Raw genomic sequence first — 21,632 nt, 5'->3', positions numbered from 1 at the left:
CATGAATATTTCAGAATTATTAGGAACCATAGGAAAGACAGAAGAGCAAGATAAAATTTCATATTCGGCAGGTGTTGTAATGGGTTTAAGCCTTAAAGACAATGGCTTTGATGAAGTTTCGTATGACGATTTTGTAGACGGATTAAAATCGGTTTACAGCAATTCGTATCCCAAAATTTCTCAAAAAAGGGCTATTGAGATCTTTAATAATTACATTACGCTTTTGCGCGAAGAAATGAAAGAGCAAAATGCAGCAGAAGGATTGAAGTTTTTAGAAGAAAACGGAAAACGCCCGGAAGTGATAACTTTACCATCGGGAGTACAATATGAAATTTTAGTAGAAGGAAACGGAAAAACACCTGTGGTAACAGATGATGTACGTGTTTTGTATGAAGGTTATTTGTTGGATAAAACCGTTTTTGATTCTACAAAGGATATTGGTTCGTTTGATATCAATATTGGTGAAACCATCAGCGGATGGCAACAAGTTTTACCTTTAATGAATGAAGGAGCACGCTGGAAAGTGTATATTCCACATCAATATGCTTATGGTGAAGAAGGTGCTGCGCCAATGATTCAGCCCAATTCTACTTTAGTGTTTATCATTGAATTGCTTCAAATTTTAGAATGAAATATTTAACCGAATATAGAAATCCCGAACTCGTTAAACATTATATAGACGAAATTCACAAGGTAACTACAAAACCGTGGAACATCATGGAAATTTGTGGTGGTCAAACGCATTCGTTGGTGAAGAACGGTTTGTTGGATTTGTTGCCTGAAAATATTCGAATGATTCACGGTCCCGGTTGCCCGGTGTGCGTAACGCCCATGAATTTGATCGATAAAGCAGTCGAGCTCATGGAAAAAGGCGTGGTCATGTGTTCTTTTGGTGATATGATTCGGGTTCCGGGTTCAACGATCAGTTTGTTGCAGGCGAAAGCTAAAGGAGGTGATTTGCGTATCTTGTATTCGCCTTTGGAAGCGGTTAATATTGCAGCCCAAAATCCGGATAAAGAAGTGGTTTTCTTTGCAGTTGGTTTTGAAACCACAGCGCCGAGTAACGCTTTGGCAGTTCATCATGCGGCTAAATTAGGTTTGAAGAATTTTTCATTGTTGGTTTCACATGTTTTAGTTCCACCGGCAATGGAAGCTATTTTGTCGGACGAATTTTGTACCATTGATGCTTTTTTGGGAGCAGGTCACGTGTGTACAATTATGGGATTAGACGAATATTATCCGATTGCTGAAAAGTATCAAATCCCCATTGTAGTTTCTGGTTTTGAACCCGCCGATTTACTTCAGGCTATTTATCATGCCGTTTTGCAATTAGAAAACGGTAAATATGAAGTAGAAAATCAATACACGAGAATGGTGAAAGAAGAAGGAAATCTTCGGGCCAAAGAAGTTATGTTTGATGTTTTTGAAATTGGTACACAAGAATGGAGAGGAATTGGTGCTATTGCTGACAGTGGTTATGTTTTGCAGCCCAAATATGCGGCTTTTGATGCGAATAAAAAATTTGAAATTAAAACAGTTTCCGGTTGTGAGACCAATGGTTGTATAGCAGGTGAAATTTTACGTGGCTTAAAAAAACCACACGAATGTCCGCAGTTTGCTGCTACTTGTAATCCTTCTAATCCGTTAGGTGCGCCAATGGTTTCATCGGAAGGAGCTTGTGCGGCTTATTATAATTACGCTAAATAAAAAGAAATCATGCTAAAAGTATTCTTAATCATATATTCCGGTCTGGAACATGCTTTTGAAGCCGATCATTTAATTGCGGTAAATAGCTTGGTGACCAATAGAAATAAAGTAACTACTGCTGTTAAAGACGGAATTTATTGGGGAATAGGGCATACTGCGACTATCTTTTGTGTGGGTTTACTGATGATTGGGCTAAAATACAGCATTGACGAAAAAATCTTCAGTTATTTTGAAGCCGGAGTGGGAGGTATGTTGATTGTTTTAGGAATATTTCGTTTAATGAAAATGTTTCTTAAGCAAGAAGACGATTCGAACGATCATAAACACAAAGCGGCATTTGGAGTCGGCTTAATTCACGGATTAGCCGGAAGTGGCGCTTTAGTAGTGGTTGTGATGTCACAAATGAAAAGCACCTTAGAAGGTTTGCTTTATATCGTTATTTTCGGATTAGGTTCTATTATAGGAATGTTAGCCGCCGCCGGATTGTTTAGCGTTCCTTATTCCAAAACAGTTATGAAATCAGAAAGATTACAAGTGGCTTTAACCATTTTATCATCGCTACTTTGTGTTTTTTATGGCACTAAAGTAATTTTTGAAAATCTTAATCCTTAACAAATACGCGGTAATTGTTCGCCAATTAACGGATTTACAACTCTTTTTCCGCCAAAGGCACTATGTAAGATCACTTTATTCGGATGTTCTTCGGTAATTGTACCGATATTGGAAGCCAACGGATTTTTAGTTTGTAGCAAAGCTAAAGCTTCATCAGCAACACTTTGGTCCACAATACAAACGAAAGCACCTTCATTAGCCACGTATAAAGGGTCTAAACCGAGAAGTTCACAAGCGTTTTTAACCTGAGTCTCCACGTTGATTTTTTCGTCAAAAATTGAGATGCCCAAATGACAATCAGTGGCAATTTCATTGAGTACAGAAGCCAATCCACCGCGAGTAGCATCGCGTAAAAAATGAACTTTATTACCAAATCTTTCAATCAATTGCTGAACGGTAAAGTTGAGGTTGGTTGTGTCGCTTACAATATCGCTTTCAAATTGCAAACCTTCACGTTCTGACATGATCGCCATACCGTGAGAAGCGATAGCACTGTTGATCAAAACGGCATTTCCGGGTTTTATTTGCAAACTACTGATTTCTGCCTTGTCATAAACCACACCAATCCCGGAAGTATTGATATAGATTTTATCGCCTTTTCCACGTTCTACCACTTTAGTATCGCCGGTCACAATTTGAACTTCAGCTTTATCGGCTGCTTTTCTGATGGACTCAACAATAGTGGTAAATTCAGCTAAGGAGAACCCTTCTTCAATAATAAAAGATAAGGATAAATATTTGGGTTTTGCACCACACATAGACAAATCGTTCACGGTTCCGTTCACGGCTAATTCGCCAATATTTCCACCTTTGAAAAAAATGGGAGAAATCACATAACTATCGGTAGAAAAGGCTAATTTTCCTTGTAAATTAAGAAAAGCACCGTCGTGTTTTACGTCTAAAATATCGTTGTGAAGCGTTTTGATAATGACCTCATTTAAAAGCTTGGTCATGTGTTCGCCACCGCTTCCGTGGTGTAAGTGTATGATTTCGTTAGCTGATTGCTTCATTTTTTACTTCAGTTCTTCAATGTCTTCGCCCATGTCTTTTAAAACCTGCATGGTTTTGTGGGCTTCGTCTTCATCAATAATTCCTATGGCCGCACCTACGTGAACCAAAACATAATCGCCCAATTTGGCTTCGGGAACCAAAGCTAAATTGACTTCCTTTTTAACACCTTCAAAAGACACTTCGCCAATGCGAAATGTAGGGTCTAGTTCGGTAACAATACGTTCTAATTTTCCGGGAACTGCTAAACACATACGCTTATTGTTTTAACGATTGTTTTAAAAAATCATACCATTGGTCTAAACCTTCACCACTTGTTGCTGAAACTTCAAAGAATTCTAAATGCGGATTTACTTTTTTAGCATTCTCTTTTAGTTTTTCCAAATCAAATTTTAGATACGGCAACAAGTCAATTTTGTTGATGATGCAAATATGAGATCCGTAGAACATATCCGGATATTTCAAGGGTTTATCTTCGCCTTCAGTAGTTGAAATAATCACAACACGTTTGGCTTCTCCTAAATCAAACATAGCCGGACAAACCAAGTTTCCTACATTCTCGATCATTAAAACGGAATTCGATTTCGGAGCCAAAGTTTTAGTCGCTTTTGCGATCATATCGCTGTCTAAGTGACATCCTTTTCCGGTATTAATTTGCATCACCGGAACGTTCAGTACGTGAATGCGCTCGGCATCGTTATTGGTTTGTTGGTCGCCTTCAATTACAGAAAACTCAACTTCGTCTTTTAAATCGGAAATTGTTTTTTCTAAAAGAGACGTTTTTCCGGAACCGGGAGAACTTACCAAGTTAATAGCAAAAATATTCAAGGCTTCAAAATAACCTCTGTTACGCTCAGCTGTTAATTGGTTTTTCTGTAGAATATCTTTTTCTAAATCAACAATGCTGATTTCGTGTGTATGCGCATGATGGTGGTGTCCATGATCGTGTGAATGGCCGTGATCATGTGAATGCTCATGGTCGTGATGGTGGTGATGTCCGTGATCGTGATGATGATGTCCGTCATGAGTATGTTCATGCACTTCTAATTTGGTATATTTTACACCGTTTTCATCTGAGCTACATCCGCAAGTAGTACACATAATATCTTGAATTATTGAATGATTAGTTTTTTTATTTTCATTTCTTTTCCCTGAGTAATGTTTTTGAACGGGCTATTGCAATTGGGACAACTATCGAAAAAAGCTTTGATGTCAAAAGGAGTTCCGCATTCGGCACAAGTTGCTTTTCCTTCGGGTTCATTAATAATCAATTCAGCGTGTTCCAGACTTGTATTTTTAATACATTGTGGCCAAACGTATAGGAACGAACTCATTTCAACACCGGATAATTTCCCTATTTCCAGATGAATTTCCCTGACTGAAGTCCCATTTATTTTTTTGACCTCTTCTTCAGTAGATTGTACCACTGAAGTAACAATAGACAATTCGTGCATATACTCAATTTGTCTAACAAATTTAAGGGTAATTTAATTAATTTTTATGATAAAAGTCAATAATTTGGTTTAATTTTAAAGGTAAATTTGGCAACTTAAAAGTGTAAAACAAGTATCAAAGGTAAATTGTATTCCAATTTTATTACATTTGTAGCCTTGTAAAAAAATGAGAGTATGGGGTTGTTTAAAAGAAATCCTTTTGGACACATATTATTTTTGAAAAAATGGTTGATTCGTTTTGCTGGAATTATAACACACAAACGCTATAGAGGGTTTAACGAATTAAAGATCGAAGGTTCTGATATTTTAAGGAGCTTACCGGATAAGAATGTATTGTTTATATCGAATCATCAGACGTACTTTGCTGATGTGGTGGCTATGTTCCATGTTTTTAACGCAGCTTTGAAAGGGCGTGAAGATTCTATTAAAAATGTAGGGTATTTGTGGAATCCTAAACTGAACTTGTATTATGTAGCTGCTAAGGAAACCATGAAGCAGGGACTTTTACCTCGTATTATGGCCTATGCGGGAGCAATTACTGTGGAACGAACCTGGCGAGCTAAAGGTCAGGATGTGAAACGAGATGTAAATCCGAATGATACGGAAAATATCAAATTAGCTTTAGAAGACGGTTGGGTTATAACTTTTCCTCAGGGAACAACACGTTCTTTTAAACCGGTTCGAAAAGGAACAGCGCATATCATCCTGCAACACAAACCTATTGTTGTTCCGATTGTGATCGATGGTTTCAGACGTTCATTTGACAGAAAAGGACTTCGCATCAAGAAAAAAGGAATATTACAATCTTTCGTGATCAAAGAACCACTTCAAATAGATTACGAACACGATTCTGTTGAGGACGTGGTTGAAAAAATAGAATATGCAATTGAGCAGCATCCTTCTTTCTTAAAAGTAATTCCGGCTGAAGTACTGGAAGAGCAAGCAAAACTGGACAAGCAACGTCAGTGGAGCTATTAAAGCTTAAAGATCTATCTTTTTTAATTCTTTATAGTTATTGTACAGACGTTTTAGCAGAATACCGTAAAGTAAGCGGTAGAATAACCATATTAATCCGACGAAAACAATAGCGACAACAAAATAAATGACAAAGATGAAAAAGTAAAAAGTGTTGCTGTTGCCACCGTTTTGCGAAAAGCTATCCAATAACTCATTTATCTTAGGATCATACATGAATTGAAATGAGAACACTAATATAAATGAAAAGAATACCATTGCCAGATTGTACCAAACGTAATACTGAACGGTTTTTCGGGTTTTTAAAATAGAGATCATCAATTGTTTTACCGTATCAATAGCATTAATAGTTTTGTAGTTCTTATAGAACAGGTAAATGAAACCAATTAAAACAACATAATTTACAGCCGAAATAATGGGCAAAATAGTGTTTAAGTGGTAAGTTTTCAGTGTTTTAAAATAATCATCGTCTGCAGTTAAAATGCTGATCGTAGTCCAAAATAATACCTCTGCAATACTAATTACAAGAATCCATTTCACAATAGAAGAGGATCTTTTGTGTAGCATAGCATATATTTCTTTTTCACTAATACGTTTAAAAGAATGCTCTTTATTTTTCCAGTCTCTCTTTAAAATCTCTAGTTCATCCATGAGGCTACGGATTTAAAATTTTTTTTAATTTTCCTTTTACACGATTCATCTTTACTCTTGCATTCACTTCGCTGATACCCAAAGTTTCCGATATTTCCGTATAATCCTTATCTTCTAAATATAAAAATACCAAAGCCTTTTCTATATCGTTTAATTCGCTTATGGCACCATATAATAATTTCAATTGTTCTTCTTCTTCAAAGTTATAGTCTTCTTGTTTTACTTTGTGATAGCTTCCGTCAAACTCAATGGTATCTATTGTTTTTTTCTTTTTCCGATAGAGTGTTATGGCTGTATTCAATCCTACCCTGTAGGCCCAGGTAGTGAATTTTGAATCTCCTCTGAAGTTTGGGTATGCTTTCCAAAGCTGGATGGTAATTTCCTGAAATAGATCTTTATGAGCATCCTCATCAGTGGTATATAACCGACAGATCTTGTGGATTATATTCTGATTTTCTTCCAGTTGTGAAACAAACTCTTTTTCTTCGGATGATTTCATATCAAATAATAAGTAGCAGCTTCTTGTTTTTTGTTACAAGTTTATAAAAAATCAATGACAAGCTCAATTTCAAAAGTCAAAAGAAGAATGAGTTATAATTCAAAAGTTTTATTGTATTTGTCATTGCCGTTGAAATTGCTATTGAAAAGCAGTATCTTTGAGCTTCAAAATTTTCTTAGTAAAATGAACATACCTCAATGTAGTTTTCCGCGTGTTGTAATTATTGGCGGAGGGTTTGCCGGAATTTCGTTAGCCAAAAAACTGAAAAACAAAAAACTTCAAGTAGTTCTGTTAGACAAGCACAATTACCACAATTTTCAGCCTTTAATGTATCAAGTAGCAACAGGAGGTCTGGAGCCTGATTCCATAGCGTACCCGATTCGTAAAGTGGTTCAGGAATTTGAAGATTTTTATTTTCGTTTAGCCGATGTAAAAGAGATCGATACTACTAATCAAAAAGTGATAGCAGATATAGGTGAACTAAAATATGATTATCTGGTAATCGCCACCGGTTCAAAAACTAATTTTTTCGGAAATAAGGAAATGGAACGCAATTGCATGGCCATGAAAACCATTCCTCAGTCATTGAATATCCGTAGTTTGATCCTTGAGAATTTTGAACAGGCTTTACTGACCAATGACATAGAGGAGCGCCAAAGTCTGATGAATTTTGTTTTAGTCGGTGGCGGACCTACAGGTGTAGAGCTTGCCGGAGCTTTGGCAGAGATGAAAAAAGCCATTTTACCTAAAGACTATCCGGATCTGGATATTCGAAAAATGCAAATTAACCTTATCCAAAGCGGTAACCGTATCTTGAATACCATGAGTGAGAATGCTTCTGAAAAAGCAGAAAAATTCCTGATCGATTTAGGCGTTGAGGTATGGAAAAATATTCGGGTAACGGATTATGACGGAAAAGTAGTGACCACCAATTCTGATCTGAGCTTTCAAACGGCGACTGTGATCTGGACAGCCGGAGTAAAAGGAGCTTTACTAAGAGGATTTAAGCAATCTTCAACAGAAGCACGTTCCGAGCGTTTAAAGGTGAACCAGTTTAATCAGGTAGAAGGATATGATACCATTTTTGCAATAGGCGATATTGCAACAATGGAAACAGAAGCGTATCCTCACGGACATCCTATGATGGCACAGCCGGCAATTCAACAGGGACAGCATCTGGCAGCTAATATTATTCGCTTAATCAATCAAAAAGAGATGCAACCTTTTGCCTATCGTGATAAGGGTTCGATGGCTACGATAGGGCGTAATAAAGCAGTTGTAGATTTGCCTAAGTTTAAATTCAGTGGCGTTTTTGCCTGGTTTGTATGGATGTTTGTGCATTTATTTTCTTTAATCGGGTTTAAGAACAAGGCAGTTGTCTTTTTAAATTGGGTATATAATTACATTCGTTTTGACCGGGAAGCTCGTTTGATCATTCGCCCGTATAAAGAAAAAGAACCGATAAGTTTTGTGAGCGATGAGATATAAAAAAAGAATCCTGAATTTCAGGATTCTTTTTGTTTTTAATAGTGTATAAATTATTCCTTGATGATTTTTTTACGGATGATCTCTTTTCCGTTATTAATTTCAACCAGATAAATACCTTTTCTAAGGTTTTGTACATTAATGGTATTTGGTCCTTTCTTGTTTATATTTGTTAGAGCTTCTTTTTTAACAATTAATCCGGAAAAGTCGTAGATAGTTATTTCGTATGAAATATTGGTATCATTTGTTATTTCTAAAAGCATGACATCTTTAACAGGGTTGGTTAACTTGATGTCACTATTTTTTAAAGCAAGGTGGTTTCTAATAGGTTCTGCTAGGTTGAAACACATTTTAAATGTTTTAGTAAAAGAGTAATCTGTCCAGTTATAAGAACCGCTAGGGATGGTATAAACGATTAAATTTCCACTTAAGTTCACTCTTTTATATAATAATTGAACGGTATAAGTTCCGTTAGTATTACAGCTAAAAAAACCACTATTGTTTATGCTACCATTTGCAGCAGTATTTCCTAACGCAGGAATATTCATTTGAGTAGAAGGACATGCTGTTGTAGGAGCAGTTGTTTTTAAATACAAATGCGTTGCATTTGTATAAGTTCCTGTTCCTTTAATGCTTATGTATCCATTATAGGTTCCATCACTATTAGTGCTACATGATGCAGCAATATTCAAATTAAGTACAGGTGCTGCTTCTTTTACTATGATAACTCTTATTAATTGTCTTGAACCTGTAATTTCAACACTACCACAAAAACTTTTTACGGTATAGTAAGTAGTTCCAACTGGTAGATTAGGTATACTATACCATTTGTGAAGAGCAGTATTGCCATTACTTGCATAAGTTGAGTTTACTCCATTAACGTTTATCATTACACTACCAGAACAACTACCAGCATAATCTGTTCTTAAACTTAGTAAATCCAATGTGTTACTGTAAAAAGGAATTGTAATGGTAAAAGTTTTATAAGTATCAACACCATTAGAAGTACCACTTACAGTTTTTACAAATGCATTCGAAGAAGATGAAAAATCTACCTCAATTGAGTTTACTGCAAAGGTAGAAATGGAAAGGTTTAACATTAAAATAAGAATTAAATTCTTGAATGTTACTTGATTAAATAACTTTGTTTTCATACTTTTTGTTTTAAAGATTGTTTGTCAAAAGTATAACCTATACGAAACGCAAAATGTTTAATATTACCTTTTGTGATAGTCATGTGCAATAATAGTGATGAGTTAAAATTGATTTGGGATGAAATATTCTTTAATTGTGACGAATTTAACAGTGTGCTTTTTCAATTTTTGAAGAAAAGTTATTGTTAACAGCTAATTTTTCATTGCAAATGATCATCCCCGTTTTTAGTAGTGATTTCAACTTTATCAATTCGGATTATATATAAGTCAATAAATCCTTGTATTTTTTATTAATTGATTGTGTAGTAGAACCATCTGTTTTAACCGAATCCTATAGGTTTTCTTTTCTACTATAAGGTTAATCCTAGTTTCCGGTGATAGGTTTCTTTATGGATATCTTTTCTGTAATTAGGTAGTAAATACACTTTTTACTTGTCTTTTTTAGGTGATCGAGTTTAGGAACCAATCTTTTTAAATCGGATATAAATAAAAAACCCCGATAAAGTATCGAGGTTTTTAATTCATGATAAATATAGTATTTATTGACTACAATAAAGACCACTTGCTGTAAGTACGTGGTTAAATCCGTTTGAATGAGAGAAATGAATTTCGTAAGGATCAGCAGCATCTATATGGTAAAGTGCCGGGAATTTTTCTTTTTGAACATTCCTTTTCTTACCTGTCGTTGTTTTTGAAGGAACTACAGACGAGATATTTACTTGCATACAACCTCCGTTAGTTGCACTCGGATTATAGATGTTACCTGCACTTTGAATCGTTTTTGAACCTGTAACCCGCCATTTAAACACATTTTTAAATACAGATTTTCCAAAAACATTCCTTTTTAATTTTGCGGTAAGCTTGACCTTTTTGCCATTCACATTATCTTTATAAGTAGGGAATTTGTAGTTTTTTCTCATGCAAGGGTTCCCCACCGGAATATTACTTTTAATAAAGACTGGGTTAGAAACACCGCATGCTGTTCCTTGGATAGTTGCTGTTACTGTAAAATATTCCATACTACAAGGCGATGAATATGTGTGAGTTTCTGTTAGACCTCCCGTGATGCTTGTTCCGTCTCCGAAATTCCATGTTACTTTGTCTGCTGAAAAGGTACATCCGCTTCCGGACGTGATTGAAAAAGTCCATATAGATTGAGACGAGTTTACGGCATTTTTAATTGCAGAAATTGAGAAAGGACATGCATTGTCAATAGTCGTTTGATCCAAGGCTAAACAGGAGTTTCCTGTGAATAGATTGACTGCTGAACTAAATGTAACCACAAATGTATCGGAAAGGTTATTTGGAATTCGCAAATAGAATGTATCCGTAAATGGCATAATATAACCGTAAGTCTGATCTTGATTTGTAAGCGGAATTGCACCATAAGATCCGGCTAAAGCAGTAGCTGCTTCTACTTGACTTAAATCGCCAAACGGACTACTAACGTAGAAAACGTTTAACGGAGCGGTAGAACCTAAGGGAACAATGCTTTCAAATGAAATTTCATAAGTATTGAAACCGTTATCACAGGATGTTAGTTTGCTGTTTACCACTACATCATATCCACATCCGTTTTTGTTTTTATAGCGAGGCTCTTCACCATTCACTTTTCCGCCATTTTCAGAGATTTCTTCAAAGTCAAAGTTAGGATCATCACAAATATTGATGTTTTGGATGCCATAATGAACAAAAAGATCGTGCATCTGGTCAGGAGAATTAGACAGTGAAGCATGGTAAAAATCTAAAAGAACTAAATAATTAGAGCAGGAAAATGGTATGGATTGAATGATACAACCGGAATCCCAAATATAAAGTCTGTCGTCAATTATAATCATGCCATCTTCATTTAACAAAGTCTCTAAAATAGGATCAAGTGTAAAGTTAGTTTCATCAAAATTCGGATCATTCGGGATGATACCGTCATCCATATCCTGGTCTTTTTTTCTTAAGGAATAAAAATTATTGAGATTTTCATAATCAACTAACACTTGTTCATCCTGATTATTAGCTTCATATTGTTGGTACAAAGCCAGATGTTCTTGTTGGAGATCAGCTAAGGAGCCAAACTTTAGTATTTTCTTTCCGTCACAGATGACTCCGTTAAAGCTTTGTGTAGTTTTTGCTGTTTGGCTATTAGTCTGTTTTTCTGTTACATTATCATCAGGAAAACAGGAATAAAAAACTAAAAACGATAGAAAAATTAAAATAAATCCGGTGATTCTCAGGTTTGTTTTCATAAAGTTGAGTTTTAAAATTTATCTCTCAAATTTATATTTTAAAATGTATTATTTTCTTTCTTTTTTATATTTGTGACGATTGTAGCTTAAAGTTGTGATAAAGTGGATAGGTTCTGTGACGAAATCATAATATATAGTGACGAATCTAAAAAAATACTTTTTCAAGTTCAGAAGAGAAGCTGTTACTGACAGGTAATTTTTCACCTCTGATAGTGATCTCCGTTTTAGATTTGGTTTCAATTTTATCAATACGGACAATATAAGACCGATGTATTCTGATATATTCTAACGGATCAGGTGTAGTAGCAATAAAATCGCCTATTTTACATCGTATCGTATAGATCTTCTTTTCTGTTACAAGATCAATATAGTTTCCTGCCGATTGAACATACAGAATCGTATTTGTCTTTATTCGTATCTCTTTTCCGGATTCTTTGAAGACATAGTAACTTTCTTTGTTCTTTATTTTCTTAATGATGAGTCGGATCAATTCTCTTATGATATCTTTATTGTAAGACAGCACATTAGTTTTAAAGAATAAATAGATAATGATACCTATCGCAAAAATAAGGCTTGCAATGAACCAACTGTTTTTCCAAAAAGGCGGACTGATATAAATTGGAATTTCAAGATATTTTTTTGAGTCTGAGCCATTAGAGTCGGTCACGGCGACTTTAAAGGTATAATGCCCGGGAGGTAGTAAAGGAAAAATAACCTTTCGGTTAGTAGTACGATACCATTTTTTATCTAAGCCTTCCAGAAAATAATGATAGATTATTTCATTTCCTTTTTTGAAAGAAACGTCAGAAAAAGCGATCTCTAATCGACTTTCTTTATACGAGAGCTGTGTCAGTTGTTCCGGACTTGCCTTTGCATCATTAACTTTTATATAATCGATCTTTAGAAAATGAGGGATTGCTTGATTTTGTTGGTCAAAAATTTGCTTTTGAGTATAAACAAGTCCTTTTTTAGAAGCAATCCAAAGGGTATCATTTGTAATTTCGACATCATTTATACCGTCATTCAGCAGTCCGTTGGAACTTTTAAGTCCGGTTATAGAAAAATGACCTTCTTCATCCAGAATAACACGGTTTAGCCCTGAATTCGTACAGACCCATATCGTATCTTTATTTTCGATGTATATCTCATTGATAATATCACTTAAAAGGCCGTCTTTTTTAGCGATAGAAAATACCTTTTCATTGTTCTTATTGTAAACAACAACGCCTTGCCCCAAGGTAGCAAAATACAATTCGTTTCTGGCTTCGTTGTAATCAATGTCGTCTACTCGGAAAGAAAATAACGCATTGGATTCTTTTAGATCGGAAACAGTATTCTTCTCATCCACAACATAAACACCTTCAGGGGTTCCTAAAAAGATATCGTTTTTAAAGAAACAGGCATCGTGAATCCTGAAAGGAAATTCCCGGATGGTCTTAAAAGAATTCTTTTCGTAAACTGAGAAACCATTAATCAGCGAAAAGATGATTCTCTGTTCCTGAGGCTCTGATATTTTAGTTGTATAAATCGGAAATTCAATCGGTGCTGAAAAGTCTTTATTGATAAACAGATCTTGGTTTGAAAAGAAATAACTATTCTTTGTTTTTTTATCAAACTCAACAAAAGCCTTTCGGGTATGTGTTGTGTTATAGATCATTTGGCATTGAGTATTCGGTCCAATCCCAAATATTTTTCCGCTTAAAGTGCCGGCAAATATTTTTCCGTTATCATCCTTTGTCAGCGAATTAACCGGGAAATTGCTCAACTCTCCTTTAAGTATTTTAATTTTAGGTTCTTTGGTATACCATATACCTGAGTGTAATGTTGTAAACCAATAACCGCCCTCATGATCGATTAAGAAATTAGTAACCGATTTATTTTCCAGAAAAGATTCCGTAGTGTTATTTTTCAGATCAACTATTTTAGCGCCTCCGAAATGATAGCCGATAAAGAAGCGGTTTTCGTCTATAGCTTTAATGGAAATAGGATCAAATTCAGTTTTAATCTCCCGGATCAGTTTGATGTTTTCATCAAATACAGATACCATAAACGGGCTTTTGTACACATAATATTTTGAACCGGGTAGCTGGATGACATCCACTTTGGTAAGTGTAGCTTTGTTTTTAAAATGAACACTGTTCTTCTTAGGGGAAATAGTTTGGGTCTTATAGAAAAAGAAAGCACCGTTGTCTTTTTTTTCCAAGACTGTATAGGTGTTCTCCGTTTCAGATGAGTCTGTTATTTTATCAGGTCTCTGAAGTATTTTCCCGTTTTTGGAAATAACTAACGCTCCGAGGATTCCTTCACATCCCAAATGCAACGAACCGTCTTCGGAAGTGTATATACTTTTAACGTATTGAAGTGTGTTTAAGTTTTTGGCTAAGAGACTGTTAAAAGGATAGGGGAAGAAACCCTGAAAATCTTCATGGAAGTAAAATAAGTTACAATCCAGAGTAGAACAATAAACCGTACCGTCAGCTTGCGGATGAAAATCCAGAACAACATTATTCAGCACGCCGTCCTGAATACCGAATGATTTAATTTCATAGCCGTTATAATTGGCAATTCCTCTGTCAGTAGCAAACCAGAGAATACCGTTTCTATCCTGATGAATATCGTATACCTGTAAACTCGGTAATCCTTCATTTAATCCAAATTCTCTGTAACTATACTCCTGAGCATACGAGAAAAAAGCCGTTAAAAAAACAATGACAGTTAAATTTTTTTTCATAAAATTACTTTGCTATGCGATCATAATGGATCATTAATCCTACAAACTTGCTGTAACTGGCTATACCATCTTGTTGTTGGTTAGCTTTTAAAAAGTTATCATAGAAGAATTCAAAAAAGGAATCAATAGGAGTATGGTAATGTTTCCAGAACATTTCATGTTCCTGAAAATTTTTAATAACCCCTTTGTTGAGTCGGTCAAAATACTTTTTCCCTTCCCCTTTTTTCATTCGTTCTAAATGGTGTAGGCAATAGCGAGTAATAAAACTGTAAGCTGAATATTGAAAATATAGATCTTTATTTCGACTGGCAGCAATAAAGCCAATGAAGTTGCATTCACTTTCACTGCCAATACCGGTCTGGTGAGCCATTTCGTGACAAACGGTAAGCGGCGTTGAGAATTTAGGTTTCAGGGTATTGACCTGAGCTTCATTGGTAAATGGATTCAGATAACCGCCAAATCCCATGTAGCTTAAGGGCAAACGTAAAAGCGAAGCTTTTATACTTTTATTCTCATAGTGAAAATCACTAAGATCAGAAGGCAATTGGTCGTAGCCTTGTCGGGCCAAATTAAACAGTTCATCTTCGGAATAAGGAACCACAACAGCTAAAGTGTCATTTCCGGCAAGCCGGAGCTGTAAGGCATTGGTCTGAGCTACCATTTTTTCCGTAAAGGCGGCTAAATCTTCACCGCTATATTCTTTTTCAAGTGCAAGCTTTTGGGCGATCGGGATCCGGTAATAATTCATGCCCCAAAGCAGATGAAAACAAAAATAGAAAACAGAAACCCAGCTCAAGAGAGTTAATCCGTTGGTTTTCCAATTCCTGAAAAATCCTTTTCGATTCCGCCAGATCCAGCGAAGTAAACCAATAATTAAAACAATGTAAATGATGTCTCCGACCGAGAACGGAATGCTTCCCAGCAGTTTCCTGCTGAACCATGCAATTTTAGGGTATAAGCCTTTACTGTATCCGTTTTCAACAAAATGAGGAAACCGTCCCAGTGTTTTAACCAGAACAATTTGGAAAATGAGGAAAACAGGAAGGATACGTTTTCGGTTCAAGGCTTTTTTTCAGTAAATATAAACAGAATTTTAGTATCTAAGGAAATATACTTTGTAACTTTGCACCGTTAAAAACAACAAACTAAATAGAATGAGTCAAGAAGTTAGAAATTTAGAGCCTAAAGCGCTTTGGAATAAATTTGCCGATCTGAATGCCGTACCGCGTCCGTCGAAAAAAGAAGAGCGGGTAATCGCTTTTATGATGGATTTCGGTCAGAAATTAGGTTTAGAGACCTTAAAAGATGAGGTGGGCAATGTAATCATCAAAAAGCCGGCAACGGCCGGAATGGAAAACCGTAAAACGATAGTGATGCAGTCGCATTTAGATATGGTGCATCAAAAAAATAACGATACGGTTTTTGATTTTGACAACCAAGGGATCGAAATGTATGTGGACGGTGACTGGGTACGTGCCAAAGGAACAACTTTAGGTGCCGATAACGGTCTGGGTGTTGCTACCATTATGGCAATTCTGGAAAGTACAGATATTTCGCATCCTGCTATTGAAGCCTTGTTCACTATTGATGAAGAAACGGGAATGACCGGAGCGATGGGTTTAAAAGGCGGTTTGTTAGAAGGACAGATCCTGTTGAATTTAGATACCGAAGAAGACGATGAAATCGACATCGGATGTGCCGGTGGGGTAGACGTTACGGCTGTTGCCGAATATGATGAAGAAGACGCACCGGAAGATTCAGTAGGTTACAGAATTACGGTAAAAGGGTTAAACGGAGGACATTCGGGAATGCAAATCCATGAAGGTTTAGGCAATGCCAATAAAATCATGAACCGTTTGTTGTATAACGGTTACGAAGATTTCGGTTTACAAATAGCAACTATTAACGGCGGAAGTTTGCGCAATGCTATTCCGCGTGAAAGTGTGGCGGAAGTGGTGATCGCTGAAATGTATGACGAAGCTTTTGAATTTGACATGCAGGAAATCGTAAACGAGATCAAAGCGGAGTTCAAAACTACAGAGCCGAATTTACAGGTGATCATTGAAAAATTAGAAGAAACACCGAAAAAAGTGTTGCCTTCTATGGCGCAGTTCTATCTGGTTCGTTCGTTATATACAGCGCATAACGGCGTGTATCGCATGAGTGCTGATTTCGAAGGTTTGGTAGAAACGTCAAACAACATTGCGAAAGTAACTGTAGGTGGTGGAAATTTAAAAATCGAATGTTTAACACGTTCTTCTGTGGAAAGTTCGAAGTTTGATTTAGCCAATGCCTTGCGTTCGGCGTTTGAATTGATGGGTTGCGAAGTAACGTTTTCGGGAAGTTATCCGGGTTGGACTCCTAACCCAAAATCGGAAATTTTAGACATACTGACTTCTCTTTACGAGAAACAAAACGGAACGCAACCTAGCGTTGTGGCGTGCCATGCCGGATTAGAATGTGGTATTTTAGGACTAAACTACCCGGGAATGGATATGATTTCTTTCGGACCAACGATTAAAGGCGCACACAGCCCGGAAGAACGAGCGAGTATTTCCTCAGCACAAAAGTACTGGAAATTTGTGTTGGACATTTTAAAGAATATTCCGAGTAAGTAATTTGAGAGAATAGAAAATACAGAAACTCCCAAGTGAAGCTTGGGAGTTTTTTGTTTTTATTATTAAAAATTAAAAGGATTTTTGTTTGAAAGGAGTAATAGTTTTTTTCTGCATCAAATCATTTGTTTGTAATTCTAGGGATTTGATTATTTTTACATTAGATTCAAAATCAAAAAGTCTATTTGTTTCTGTTTCTTTAGTTTGAATTAAAATTTTCATTTTATAGTTTTTCCCAATTGAAGCTTTTTCTATTTTCTCGATAGCATCCTCTAAAGTTTCATATTCATTTTGAATCTTTACAGGGATTGGCATGTTTTCATAATGCTCTTTTAAGAATCCATCTATGCCACTATTTCTTTGAACTGGGAAAGCATTAATATTTTGTAAAATAGCTAATTCTTTTTCTGTTTTTTCTTGATATTCATTTGATCCTTTATTTAATAAATTTGATTCAGAAATTATCATTTCTTCTAATCGAGAATTAGCAAGTTTAACTGCTTCCATTGAAATATCAAATCCAATAAAGTTTCTTTTTAAATATTTTGCTGATACGCAAGTAGTTCCACTACCGCAAAATGGATCAACAATTAAATCGCCTTCGTCTGTTGCAATATTTAATATTTGATTAATTAATAAAACAGGTTTTTGAGTTGGATAACCGGTTCTTTCTTTTGCTTTTGGATTTAAATATGGAATATCCCAAACGTCAGATAGTGGAACTCCTTTTTTCTCTTTTCCTAAAATTATATTTCCATTTTTATCTTTTTTATAAACAGATTTTCCATTTTTATCGCGTTCTCTATCTTGTAAAATTTGATCTAGATTTGTCGTTGTAGAATATTCTGTATAAACTGTATTGAATTTGAAGTTATGAGTTTTTGAATAAAAGAAAATTACTTGATGGGAATTTAGAAGACCTTTTTTACTATTAGACCATCTTTTATAAGACCAAATAATTTCACTTTGAAAATTTTCTCGACCAAAAACTTTATCCATCACAACTCTTATATTGTGCGAAGCAGTCTTATCGCAGTGAAGAAATACACTGCCTGTATTTTTTAAAACCCTTTTTGATTCCAATAAAACATTTTCTATAAGAGTTAAATATTCTTCTATTGAGTCATATTTATCGTCAAATTCATATGTTTTAGAATTATCCTTATTCTTAAGTATATGCTTTCGTTGAGTAAAAAAAGGAGGGTCAAAGTAAATTAAATCAATGTTGTTTTCTTTAATTTCTTTGAGCTTTTCAACACAATTTCCATGATAAATTTTATTAGTTTCCATTTTAGGGTGTTCTTTCGTTAGCAATTTTAGTCAATATAGTTTTGAGATCAACTCCAGAATATTTTTCTAAATATTTCCAAGCATCATCTCCACCGTAATATTCTCCGTTAACACCTGCATATAAAGTTTTTAATGCGCTTTGTATTTTTATGGCTTGAGCTCTTTGAGGATAATAAAACATTATTCTAATTGGTTTATAACCGTGTGCTTTTATAACCTGAACCCTTGTGTGTTCTTTAGTTATATGGTCTCCATCTGTTGTTGCATCTCTCCATTTAACTTCAATTGCATCATTTGCATTTAAAAAGTCAATTTCAAAAGTTTTTGGTCTTTGACCAATTGTGTTAACAACTTTAGTTTTTTGCCCGTCAGGGTATTTGTATTTTAAACAAAGTGTCGCCGCTTCTTCAAGAAACGAACCTGCATATTTATATAGGAATCTTCCCGTGTTTTGATATTCATCAATGAGTTGACCTTCTTTTATAGTAATTCCTAAAACTCGATAAATAAGATAGTGAGAGTTATCATCCGCTTTCATTTCTTCTTTTCTCTGTTCAATTTGATTATTCAAGTTGTTAGAGTAGGTTTCAGCAAGATTCTTTATTTTTTCTATTAATTCCTCCATTTTTATCAAAATTTATTTCTAGTGCAAGTTACAAAAAATCTAGTTTACAGTAAATTTAAAATAAATTAGTAAAGCTAAATTCTAAACTTTAAATTCCATCAAGAAACATATTTTTAAGTATATTTTCAATTCCTCTCCAAAAACGCTTTTCGATACTCCGTAGGGCTTTGGTTGTATTGCTTTTTAAATACTTTGGTAAAATAGCTTTCGTCAGTAAAACCAAACTCGTGCGCAATTTCCGAGAACGTAATGTCTTCTCGTTGTACTTTTTCCACAATCAATTGCATGCGACATTGATTCGTATATTTTTTTAACGCGGTATTCATTTCCTTTTTAAAAAAACGTGTCAGTTGGTTGGTACTGAGGTTAAATTTATGCGCCATATAGTCCACTTTGAGCATTTCGGGATGCCTGATGTTCTTGTGAATATGCGTCACAATACTGTTGATGTTTTTCTTTAATCGGGTGTTTTTTTGCGTGTGCGGATTAGGCGTGTTGCGCTCAATAATGGAAACCAAATTGAGTACCGGATAATAAAACAAGTTCTCATTTTTATTGGGTTCGTCATACAAAAGCGTCAAATATTCAAACAATCGGGTGATTAAGATTTCGTCTTTGGCATCAAAGGTAATTTTCCGGTTCAAAGGCGAACGTGCTTTGGCTAAACCTACGCCTTTTCCTTTGGAGCTCAAAACCAATTCGCGCAATTCCAACCGAAATAAATCGGTAATCATTAAATGATAATACGTAGTATCTTCTAGCGTTTCCATCGAAAAATCTTCAAAAGGCGGTACAAAAAATAAATCGCCATTTGAAAACGAATTGGGCGTTTGATATTTGGTAAAAATACCACTTCCGCTGCATACAAAAATAAGGTTGAACTTCTTGTTGGAAAAGGTTTTCAACTGTCCTAAAGGACAATTTTGTTGAACAATACGAATAGCCTCAAAATCTTTTTCTTTCATGTTTTAAAAGTAATGAAAAATACCAATAAATGATAAAAAAATACCGAAAATGAATTATTGATTTGCGCTACTTTTGTGGTAGTAATATAAATGATAAAGCTATGATTAGAAGAGAAATGCCTGCAATTATGTCGGGAGTTTTAACGTTAAAAGAGAAAAAATATGTAACGCCTCATTATATCCGAATTGTGTTAACCGGGGACGAAATTGCTAATTTTAAAGATGCAAAAGTGGGTGATAACAATAAAATTGCAATTCCTAAATCAAAGGATGTGGTATTGAATTCGGGAAGTTTACAACAAAGAGAATCGGTAAAAGAAAACTTCTACATTCGCACTTATACGTTGCGTGCATTAGATTGGGAACAAGGTGAAATGGTGGTGGATTTTGTGGCGCATGGCGATGAAGGCCCGGCGTCATCGTGGGCGATTCATGCCGAAGTAGGCGATAAGCTAGGCGTGATGATGAAAGTGAAAAACAAAGCGTTGTTTCCGGAGGAAGCCAATCGTTATTTTTTATTTGGAGATCACACAGCCGTTCCTGTAGTGAGTGTCATGCTGGAAAAATTACCTGTTGAAGCTAAAGGAGAAGTGTTTTTAGAGGTTTTTGACGAAAGTGATATTTTGGATTTGGAAGCTCCCAAAGGGATAAAAGTGAATTGGTTACTGAACAGCAAACCCGGACAACAGTCTTCATTGTTTACCAAGTTGAGCCAATTGAATTTAGCGGCTAAAGATTTTGTTTTTGCGGCTTGCGAACACGGTTTTGCGAACCAAATGCAATCGCATTTAAGAGAACAAGAGATTCTTGAACGCAAAGACTGGCAGGTTTATGCGTATTGGAAATATGGCGTTTCAGAAGATGCTTCTTCAGTAGATAGAAAATCGATCAGAGCATAAAAAAAGAGACTGTTTCAAAAGTAAAATAGTTGTCATTTTCAATTTATGTCAAAATTTAAACATGATATGCAATTTGTTGTAAAACCTGAAACGCGTTCAGATTGACAACAAAAGCATTTTTGAAACAGCCTCTTTAAGTTTTTTTTTTTAAGATATTATCGTTGGTAATAAGTTACAATACTGGCTTTAGCCAATGTATTGTTCCAAAGGTAAAAGCCAACGATCGCCGGATTAGCATTTTCATCAAGACCTAATTTATCGGTTTTTAAGGCATAAACCGTTATAATGTACTGATGCAATCCGTGTCCTTCCGGTGGACATGGTCCTCCGAATCCTTTAATTCCGTAATCTGTTACACTTTGGATAGCGCCTTTCGGAGTTAGATTTAAGGCCGAATTTCCTGCATTCGGAACCAATTCGTTTGCATTGGCAGGAATATCAAATACTACCCAATGCCAAAATCCGCTTCCTGTAGGTGCATCGGGGTCGTACATTGTTACGGCAAAACTTTTGGTTCCTTGCGGTGCATTTTTCCAGGATAATTGAGGTGATTGATTGTCACCCGAACAGCCGAATCCGTTAAATTCTTGTGTTTTAGTAGCTTCTCCGCCCAGATCGTTACTGGATAAGGTAAATGTATTTTGTCCGAAAAGGGTTGTCGAGAACAACAAGGACAATACCCAGATTAAATTTGCTTTTTTCATTTTGTCAGGATTTAATGT

General features: G+C 35.5%; 21 protein-coding genes. 7 read left to right on the top strand and 14 right to left on the bottom strand.

The window, feature by feature from the left end:
- The first annotated feature begins 1 nt into the window (after position 1).
- From DI487_RS02005 to DI487_RS01995, 3 genes are read left to right on the top strand one after another with little or no spacing between them, the layout of a single operon-like run.
- Positions 2-631 (top strand): FKBP-type peptidyl-prolyl cis-trans isomerase, encoded by a 630-nt coding sequence (locus DI487_RS02005; protein ID WP_109568175.1) that lies wholly within the window; start codon positions 2-4, stop codon positions 629-631.
- Positions 628-1,707: a hydrogenase formation protein HypD gene (gene hypD, locus DI487_RS02000; RefSeq protein WP_109568174.1), complete on the top strand. Its 1,080-nt coding sequence runs from the start codon at positions 628-630 to the stop codon at positions 1,705-1,707. Before DI487_RS02005 ends, hypD begins: the two co-directional genes overlap by 4 nt.
- Before the next feature lie 9 nt (positions 1,708-1,716).
- Entirely contained in the window at positions 1,717-2,319 is a 603-nt protein-coding gene (locus DI487_RS01995) for an urease accessory protein (protein WP_109568173.1), read from the top strand.
- Here DI487_RS01995 and hypE read toward each other — a convergent pair.
- Genes hypE through DI487_RS01975 form a run of 4 tightly spaced genes read right to left on the bottom strand, consistent with a single transcriptional unit; the run spans position 2,316 to position 4,781 of the window.
- Complete coding sequence (hypE, locus tag DI487_RS01990) at positions 2,316-3,329, bottom strand: hydrogenase expression/formation protein HypE (RefSeq protein WP_109568172.1); 1,014 nt, start codon at positions 3,327-3,329, stop codon at positions 2,316-2,318. The two genes, DI487_RS01995 and hypE, sit on opposite strands and share 4 nt — an antisense overlap.
- 3 nt (positions 3,330-3,332) lie before the next feature.
- Positions 3,333-3,581, bottom strand: a complete 249-nt coding sequence (locus tag DI487_RS01985; protein ID WP_109568171.1) for a HypC/HybG/HupF family hydrogenase formation chaperone — start codon at positions 3,579-3,581, stop codon at positions 3,333-3,335.
- Positions 3,582-3,585: 4 nt separating this feature from the next.
- Entirely contained in the window at positions 3,586-4,428 is an 843-nt protein-coding gene (hypB, locus tag DI487_RS01980) for a hydrogenase nickel incorporation protein HypB (RefSeq protein ID WP_109568170.1), read from the bottom strand.
- 11 nt (positions 4,429-4,439) lie between these two features.
- Positions 4,440-4,781 carry a hydrogenase maturation nickel metallochaperone HypA/HybF gene (locus DI487_RS01975; protein WP_109568169.1) on the bottom strand — a complete coding sequence of 114 codons (342 nt, stop codon included), beginning with the start codon at positions 4,779-4,781 and terminating at the stop codon, positions 4,440-4,442.
- 174 nt (positions 4,782-4,955) lie between these two features.
- Between DI487_RS01975 and DI487_RS01970 the strand changes: the two genes are divergently transcribed.
- Positions 4,956-5,759, top strand: coding sequence for a lysophospholipid acyltransferase family protein (locus DI487_RS01970; protein WP_109568168.1), 804 nt, complete (start codon positions 4,956-4,958; stop codon positions 5,757-5,759).
- A gap of 3 nt (positions 5,760-5,762) precedes the next feature.
- Here DI487_RS01970 and DI487_RS01965 read toward each other — a convergent pair whose 3' ends face one another.
- On the bottom strand, positions 5,763-6,407 hold the full coding sequence (locus DI487_RS01965) for a hypothetical protein (protein WP_109568167.1): 645 nt from the start codon (positions 6,405-6,407) through the stop codon (positions 5,763-5,765).
- 4 nt (positions 6,408-6,411) lie between these two features.
- On the bottom strand, positions 6,412-6,906 hold the full coding sequence (locus DI487_RS01960) for an RNA polymerase sigma factor (protein ID WP_109568166.1): 495 nt from the start codon (positions 6,904-6,906) through the stop codon (positions 6,412-6,414).
- A 183-nt stretch (positions 6,907-7,089) separates the two neighbouring features.
- On the opposite strand from DI487_RS01960, the gene DI487_RS01955 reads away from it, so the two are divergent.
- Positions 7,090-8,394 carry an NAD(P)/FAD-dependent oxidoreductase gene (locus tag DI487_RS01955; RefSeq protein WP_109570575.1) on the top strand — a complete coding sequence of 435 codons (1,305 nt, stop codon included), beginning with the start codon at positions 7,090-7,092 and terminating at the stop codon, positions 8,392-8,394.
- Positions 8,395-8,444: 50 nt separating this feature from the next.
- Here DI487_RS01955 and DI487_RS01950 read toward each other — a convergent pair whose 3' ends face one another.
- The 4 genes from DI487_RS01950 to DI487_RS01935 all read right to left on the bottom strand — a co-directional run bounded on the left by DI487_RS01950 (position 8,445) and on the right by DI487_RS01935 (position 15,579).
- Positions 8,445-9,545, bottom strand: a complete 1,101-nt coding sequence (locus DI487_RS01950; protein ID WP_109568165.1) for a T9SS type A sorting domain-containing protein — start codon at positions 9,543-9,545, stop codon at positions 8,445-8,447.
- 539 nt (positions 9,546-10,084) lie between these two features.
- Complete coding sequence (locus DI487_RS01945; RefSeq protein ID WP_109568164.1) at positions 10,085-11,785, bottom strand: hypothetical protein; 1,701 nt, start codon at positions 11,783-11,785, stop codon at positions 10,085-10,087.
- Between the two features lie 145 nt (positions 11,786-11,930).
- Positions 11,931-14,516 carry a LytTR family transcriptional regulator DNA-binding domain-containing protein gene (locus DI487_RS01940; protein WP_109568163.1) on the bottom strand — a complete coding sequence of 862 codons (2,586 nt, stop codon included), beginning with the start codon at positions 14,514-14,516 and terminating at the stop codon, positions 11,931-11,933.
- A gap of 4 nt (positions 14,517-14,520) precedes the next feature.
- Positions 14,521-15,579, bottom strand: coding sequence for a DUF3810 domain-containing protein (locus DI487_RS01935; protein ID WP_109568162.1), 1,059 nt, complete (start codon positions 15,577-15,579; stop codon positions 14,521-14,523).
- Positions 15,580-15,670: 91 nt separating this feature from the next.
- On the opposite strand from DI487_RS01935, the gene DI487_RS01930 reads away from it, so the two are divergent.
- A complete protein-coding gene (locus DI487_RS01930) occupies positions 15,671-17,134 on the top strand; it encodes an aminoacyl-histidine dipeptidase (RefSeq protein WP_109568161.1) in 1,464 nt (487 codons plus the stop codon).
- Positions 17,135-17,203: 69 nt separating this feature from the next.
- Here DI487_RS01930 and DI487_RS01925 read toward each other — a convergent pair whose 3' ends face one another.
- The 3 genes from DI487_RS01925 to DI487_RS01915 all read right to left on the bottom strand — a co-directional run bounded on the left by DI487_RS01925 (position 17,204) and on the right by DI487_RS01915 (position 20,011).
- On the bottom strand, positions 17,204-18,421 hold the full coding sequence (locus DI487_RS01925; RefSeq protein WP_109568160.1) for a DNA-methyltransferase: 1,218 nt from the start codon (positions 18,419-18,421) through the stop codon (positions 17,204-17,206).
- A 1-nt stretch (position 18,422) separates the two neighbouring features.
- On the bottom strand, positions 18,423-19,046 hold the full coding sequence (locus DI487_RS01920; RefSeq protein ID WP_109568159.1) for an ApaLI family restriction endonuclease: 624 nt from the start codon (positions 19,044-19,046) through the stop codon (positions 18,423-18,425).
- Positions 19,047-19,171: 125 nt separating this feature from the next.
- A complete protein-coding gene (locus tag DI487_RS01915; protein ID WP_109568158.1) occupies positions 19,172-20,011 on the bottom strand; it encodes an AraC family transcriptional regulator in 840 nt (279 codons plus the stop codon).
- Between the two features lie 101 nt (positions 20,012-20,112).
- Between DI487_RS01915 and DI487_RS01910 the strand changes: the two genes are divergently transcribed.
- On the top strand, positions 20,113-20,910 hold the full coding sequence (locus DI487_RS01910; RefSeq protein WP_109568157.1) for a siderophore-interacting protein: 798 nt from the start codon (positions 20,113-20,115) through the stop codon (positions 20,908-20,910).
- A 155-nt stretch (positions 20,911-21,065) separates the two neighbouring features.
- Here DI487_RS01910 and DI487_RS01905 read toward each other — a convergent pair whose 3' ends face one another.
- Positions 21,066-21,614: a YbhB/YbcL family Raf kinase inhibitor-like protein gene (locus DI487_RS01905; RefSeq protein ID WP_109568156.1), complete on the bottom strand. Its 549-nt coding sequence runs from the start codon at positions 21,612-21,614 to the stop codon at positions 21,066-21,068.
- Positions 21,615-21,632: the final 18 nt, after the last annotated feature.

This window comes from Flavobacterium sediminis (genome assembly GCF_003148385.1).
Lineage (GTDB): Bacteria > Bacteroidota > Bacteroidia > Flavobacteriales > Flavobacteriaceae > Flavobacterium > Flavobacterium sediminis.
This window is presented reverse-complemented; position numbering and strand designations above follow the sequence as displayed.

Bases quoted from the DNA above. Each gene is read 5' to 3' on its own strand.
- DI487_RS01960 (WP_109568166.1), bottom strand. From the start codon at position 6,906: ATGAAATCATCCGAAGAAAAAGAGTTTGTTTCACAACTGGAAGAAAAT.
- hypE (WP_109568172.1), bottom strand. From the start codon at position 3,329: ATGAAGCAATCAGCTAACGAAATCATACACTTACACCACGGAAGCGGT.
- DI487_RS01940 (WP_109568163.1), bottom strand. From the start codon at position 14,516: ATGAAAAAAAATTTAACTGTCATTGTTTTTTTAACGGCTTTTTTCTCG.
- DI487_RS01945 (WP_109568164.1), bottom strand. From the start codon at position 11,785: ATGAAAACAAACCTGAGAATCACCGGATTTATTTTAATTTTTCTATCG.
- DI487_RS01925 (WP_109568160.1), bottom strand. From the start codon at position 18,421: ATGGAAACTAATAAAATTTATCATGGAAATTGTGTTGAAAAGCTCAAA.
- DI487_RS01985 (WP_109568171.1), bottom strand. From the start codon at position 3,581: ATGTGTTTAGCAGTTCCCGGAAAATTAGAACGTATTGTTACCGAACTA.
- DI487_RS01950 (WP_109568165.1), bottom strand. From the start codon at position 9,545: ATGAAAACAAAGTTATTTAATCAAGTAACATTCAAGAATTTAATTCTT.
- DI487_RS01995 (WP_109568173.1), top strand. From the start codon at position 1,717: ATGCTAAAAGTATTCTTAATCATATATTCCGGTCTGGAACATGCTTTT.
- hypB (WP_109568170.1), bottom strand. From the start codon at position 4,428: ATGTGTACTACTTGCGGATGTAGCTCAGATGAAAACGGTGTAAAATAT.
- DI487_RS01930 (WP_109568161.1), top strand. From the start codon at position 15,671: ATGAGTCAAGAAGTTAGAAATTTAGAGCCTAAAGCGCTTTGGAATAAA.
- hypD (WP_109568174.1), top strand. From the start codon at position 628: ATGAAATATTTAACCGAATATAGAAATCCCGAACTCGTTAAACATTAT.
- DI487_RS01975 (WP_109568169.1), bottom strand. From the start codon at position 4,781: ATGCACGAATTGTCTATTGTTACTTCAGTGGTACAATCTACTGAAGAA.
- DI487_RS01920 (WP_109568159.1), bottom strand. From the start codon at position 19,046: ATGGAGGAATTAATAGAAAAAATAAAGAATCTTGCTGAAACCTACTCT.
- DI487_RS01910 (WP_109568157.1), top strand. From the start codon at position 20,113: ATGATTAGAAGAGAAATGCCTGCAATTATGTCGGGAGTTTTAACGTTA.
- DI487_RS01970 (WP_109568168.1), top strand. From the start codon at position 4,956: ATGGGGTTGTTTAAAAGAAATCCTTTTGGACACATATTATTTTTGAAA.
- DI487_RS02005 (WP_109568175.1), top strand. From the start codon at position 2: ATGAATATTTCAGAATTATTAGGAACCATAGGAAAGACAGAAGAGCAA.
- DI487_RS01915 (WP_109568158.1), bottom strand. From the start codon at position 20,011: ATGAAAGAAAAAGATTTTGAGGCTATTCGTATTGTTCAACAAAATTGT.
- DI487_RS01965 (WP_109568167.1), bottom strand. From the start codon at position 6,407: ATGGATGAACTAGAGATTTTAAAGAGAGACTGGAAAAATAAAGAGCAT.
- DI487_RS01955 (WP_109570575.1), top strand. From the start codon at position 7,090: ATGAACATACCTCAATGTAGTTTTCCGCGTGTTGTAATTATTGGCGGA.
- DI487_RS01905 (WP_109568156.1), bottom strand. From the start codon at position 21,614: ATGAAAAAAGCAAATTTAATCTGGGTATTGTCCTTGTTGTTCTCGACA.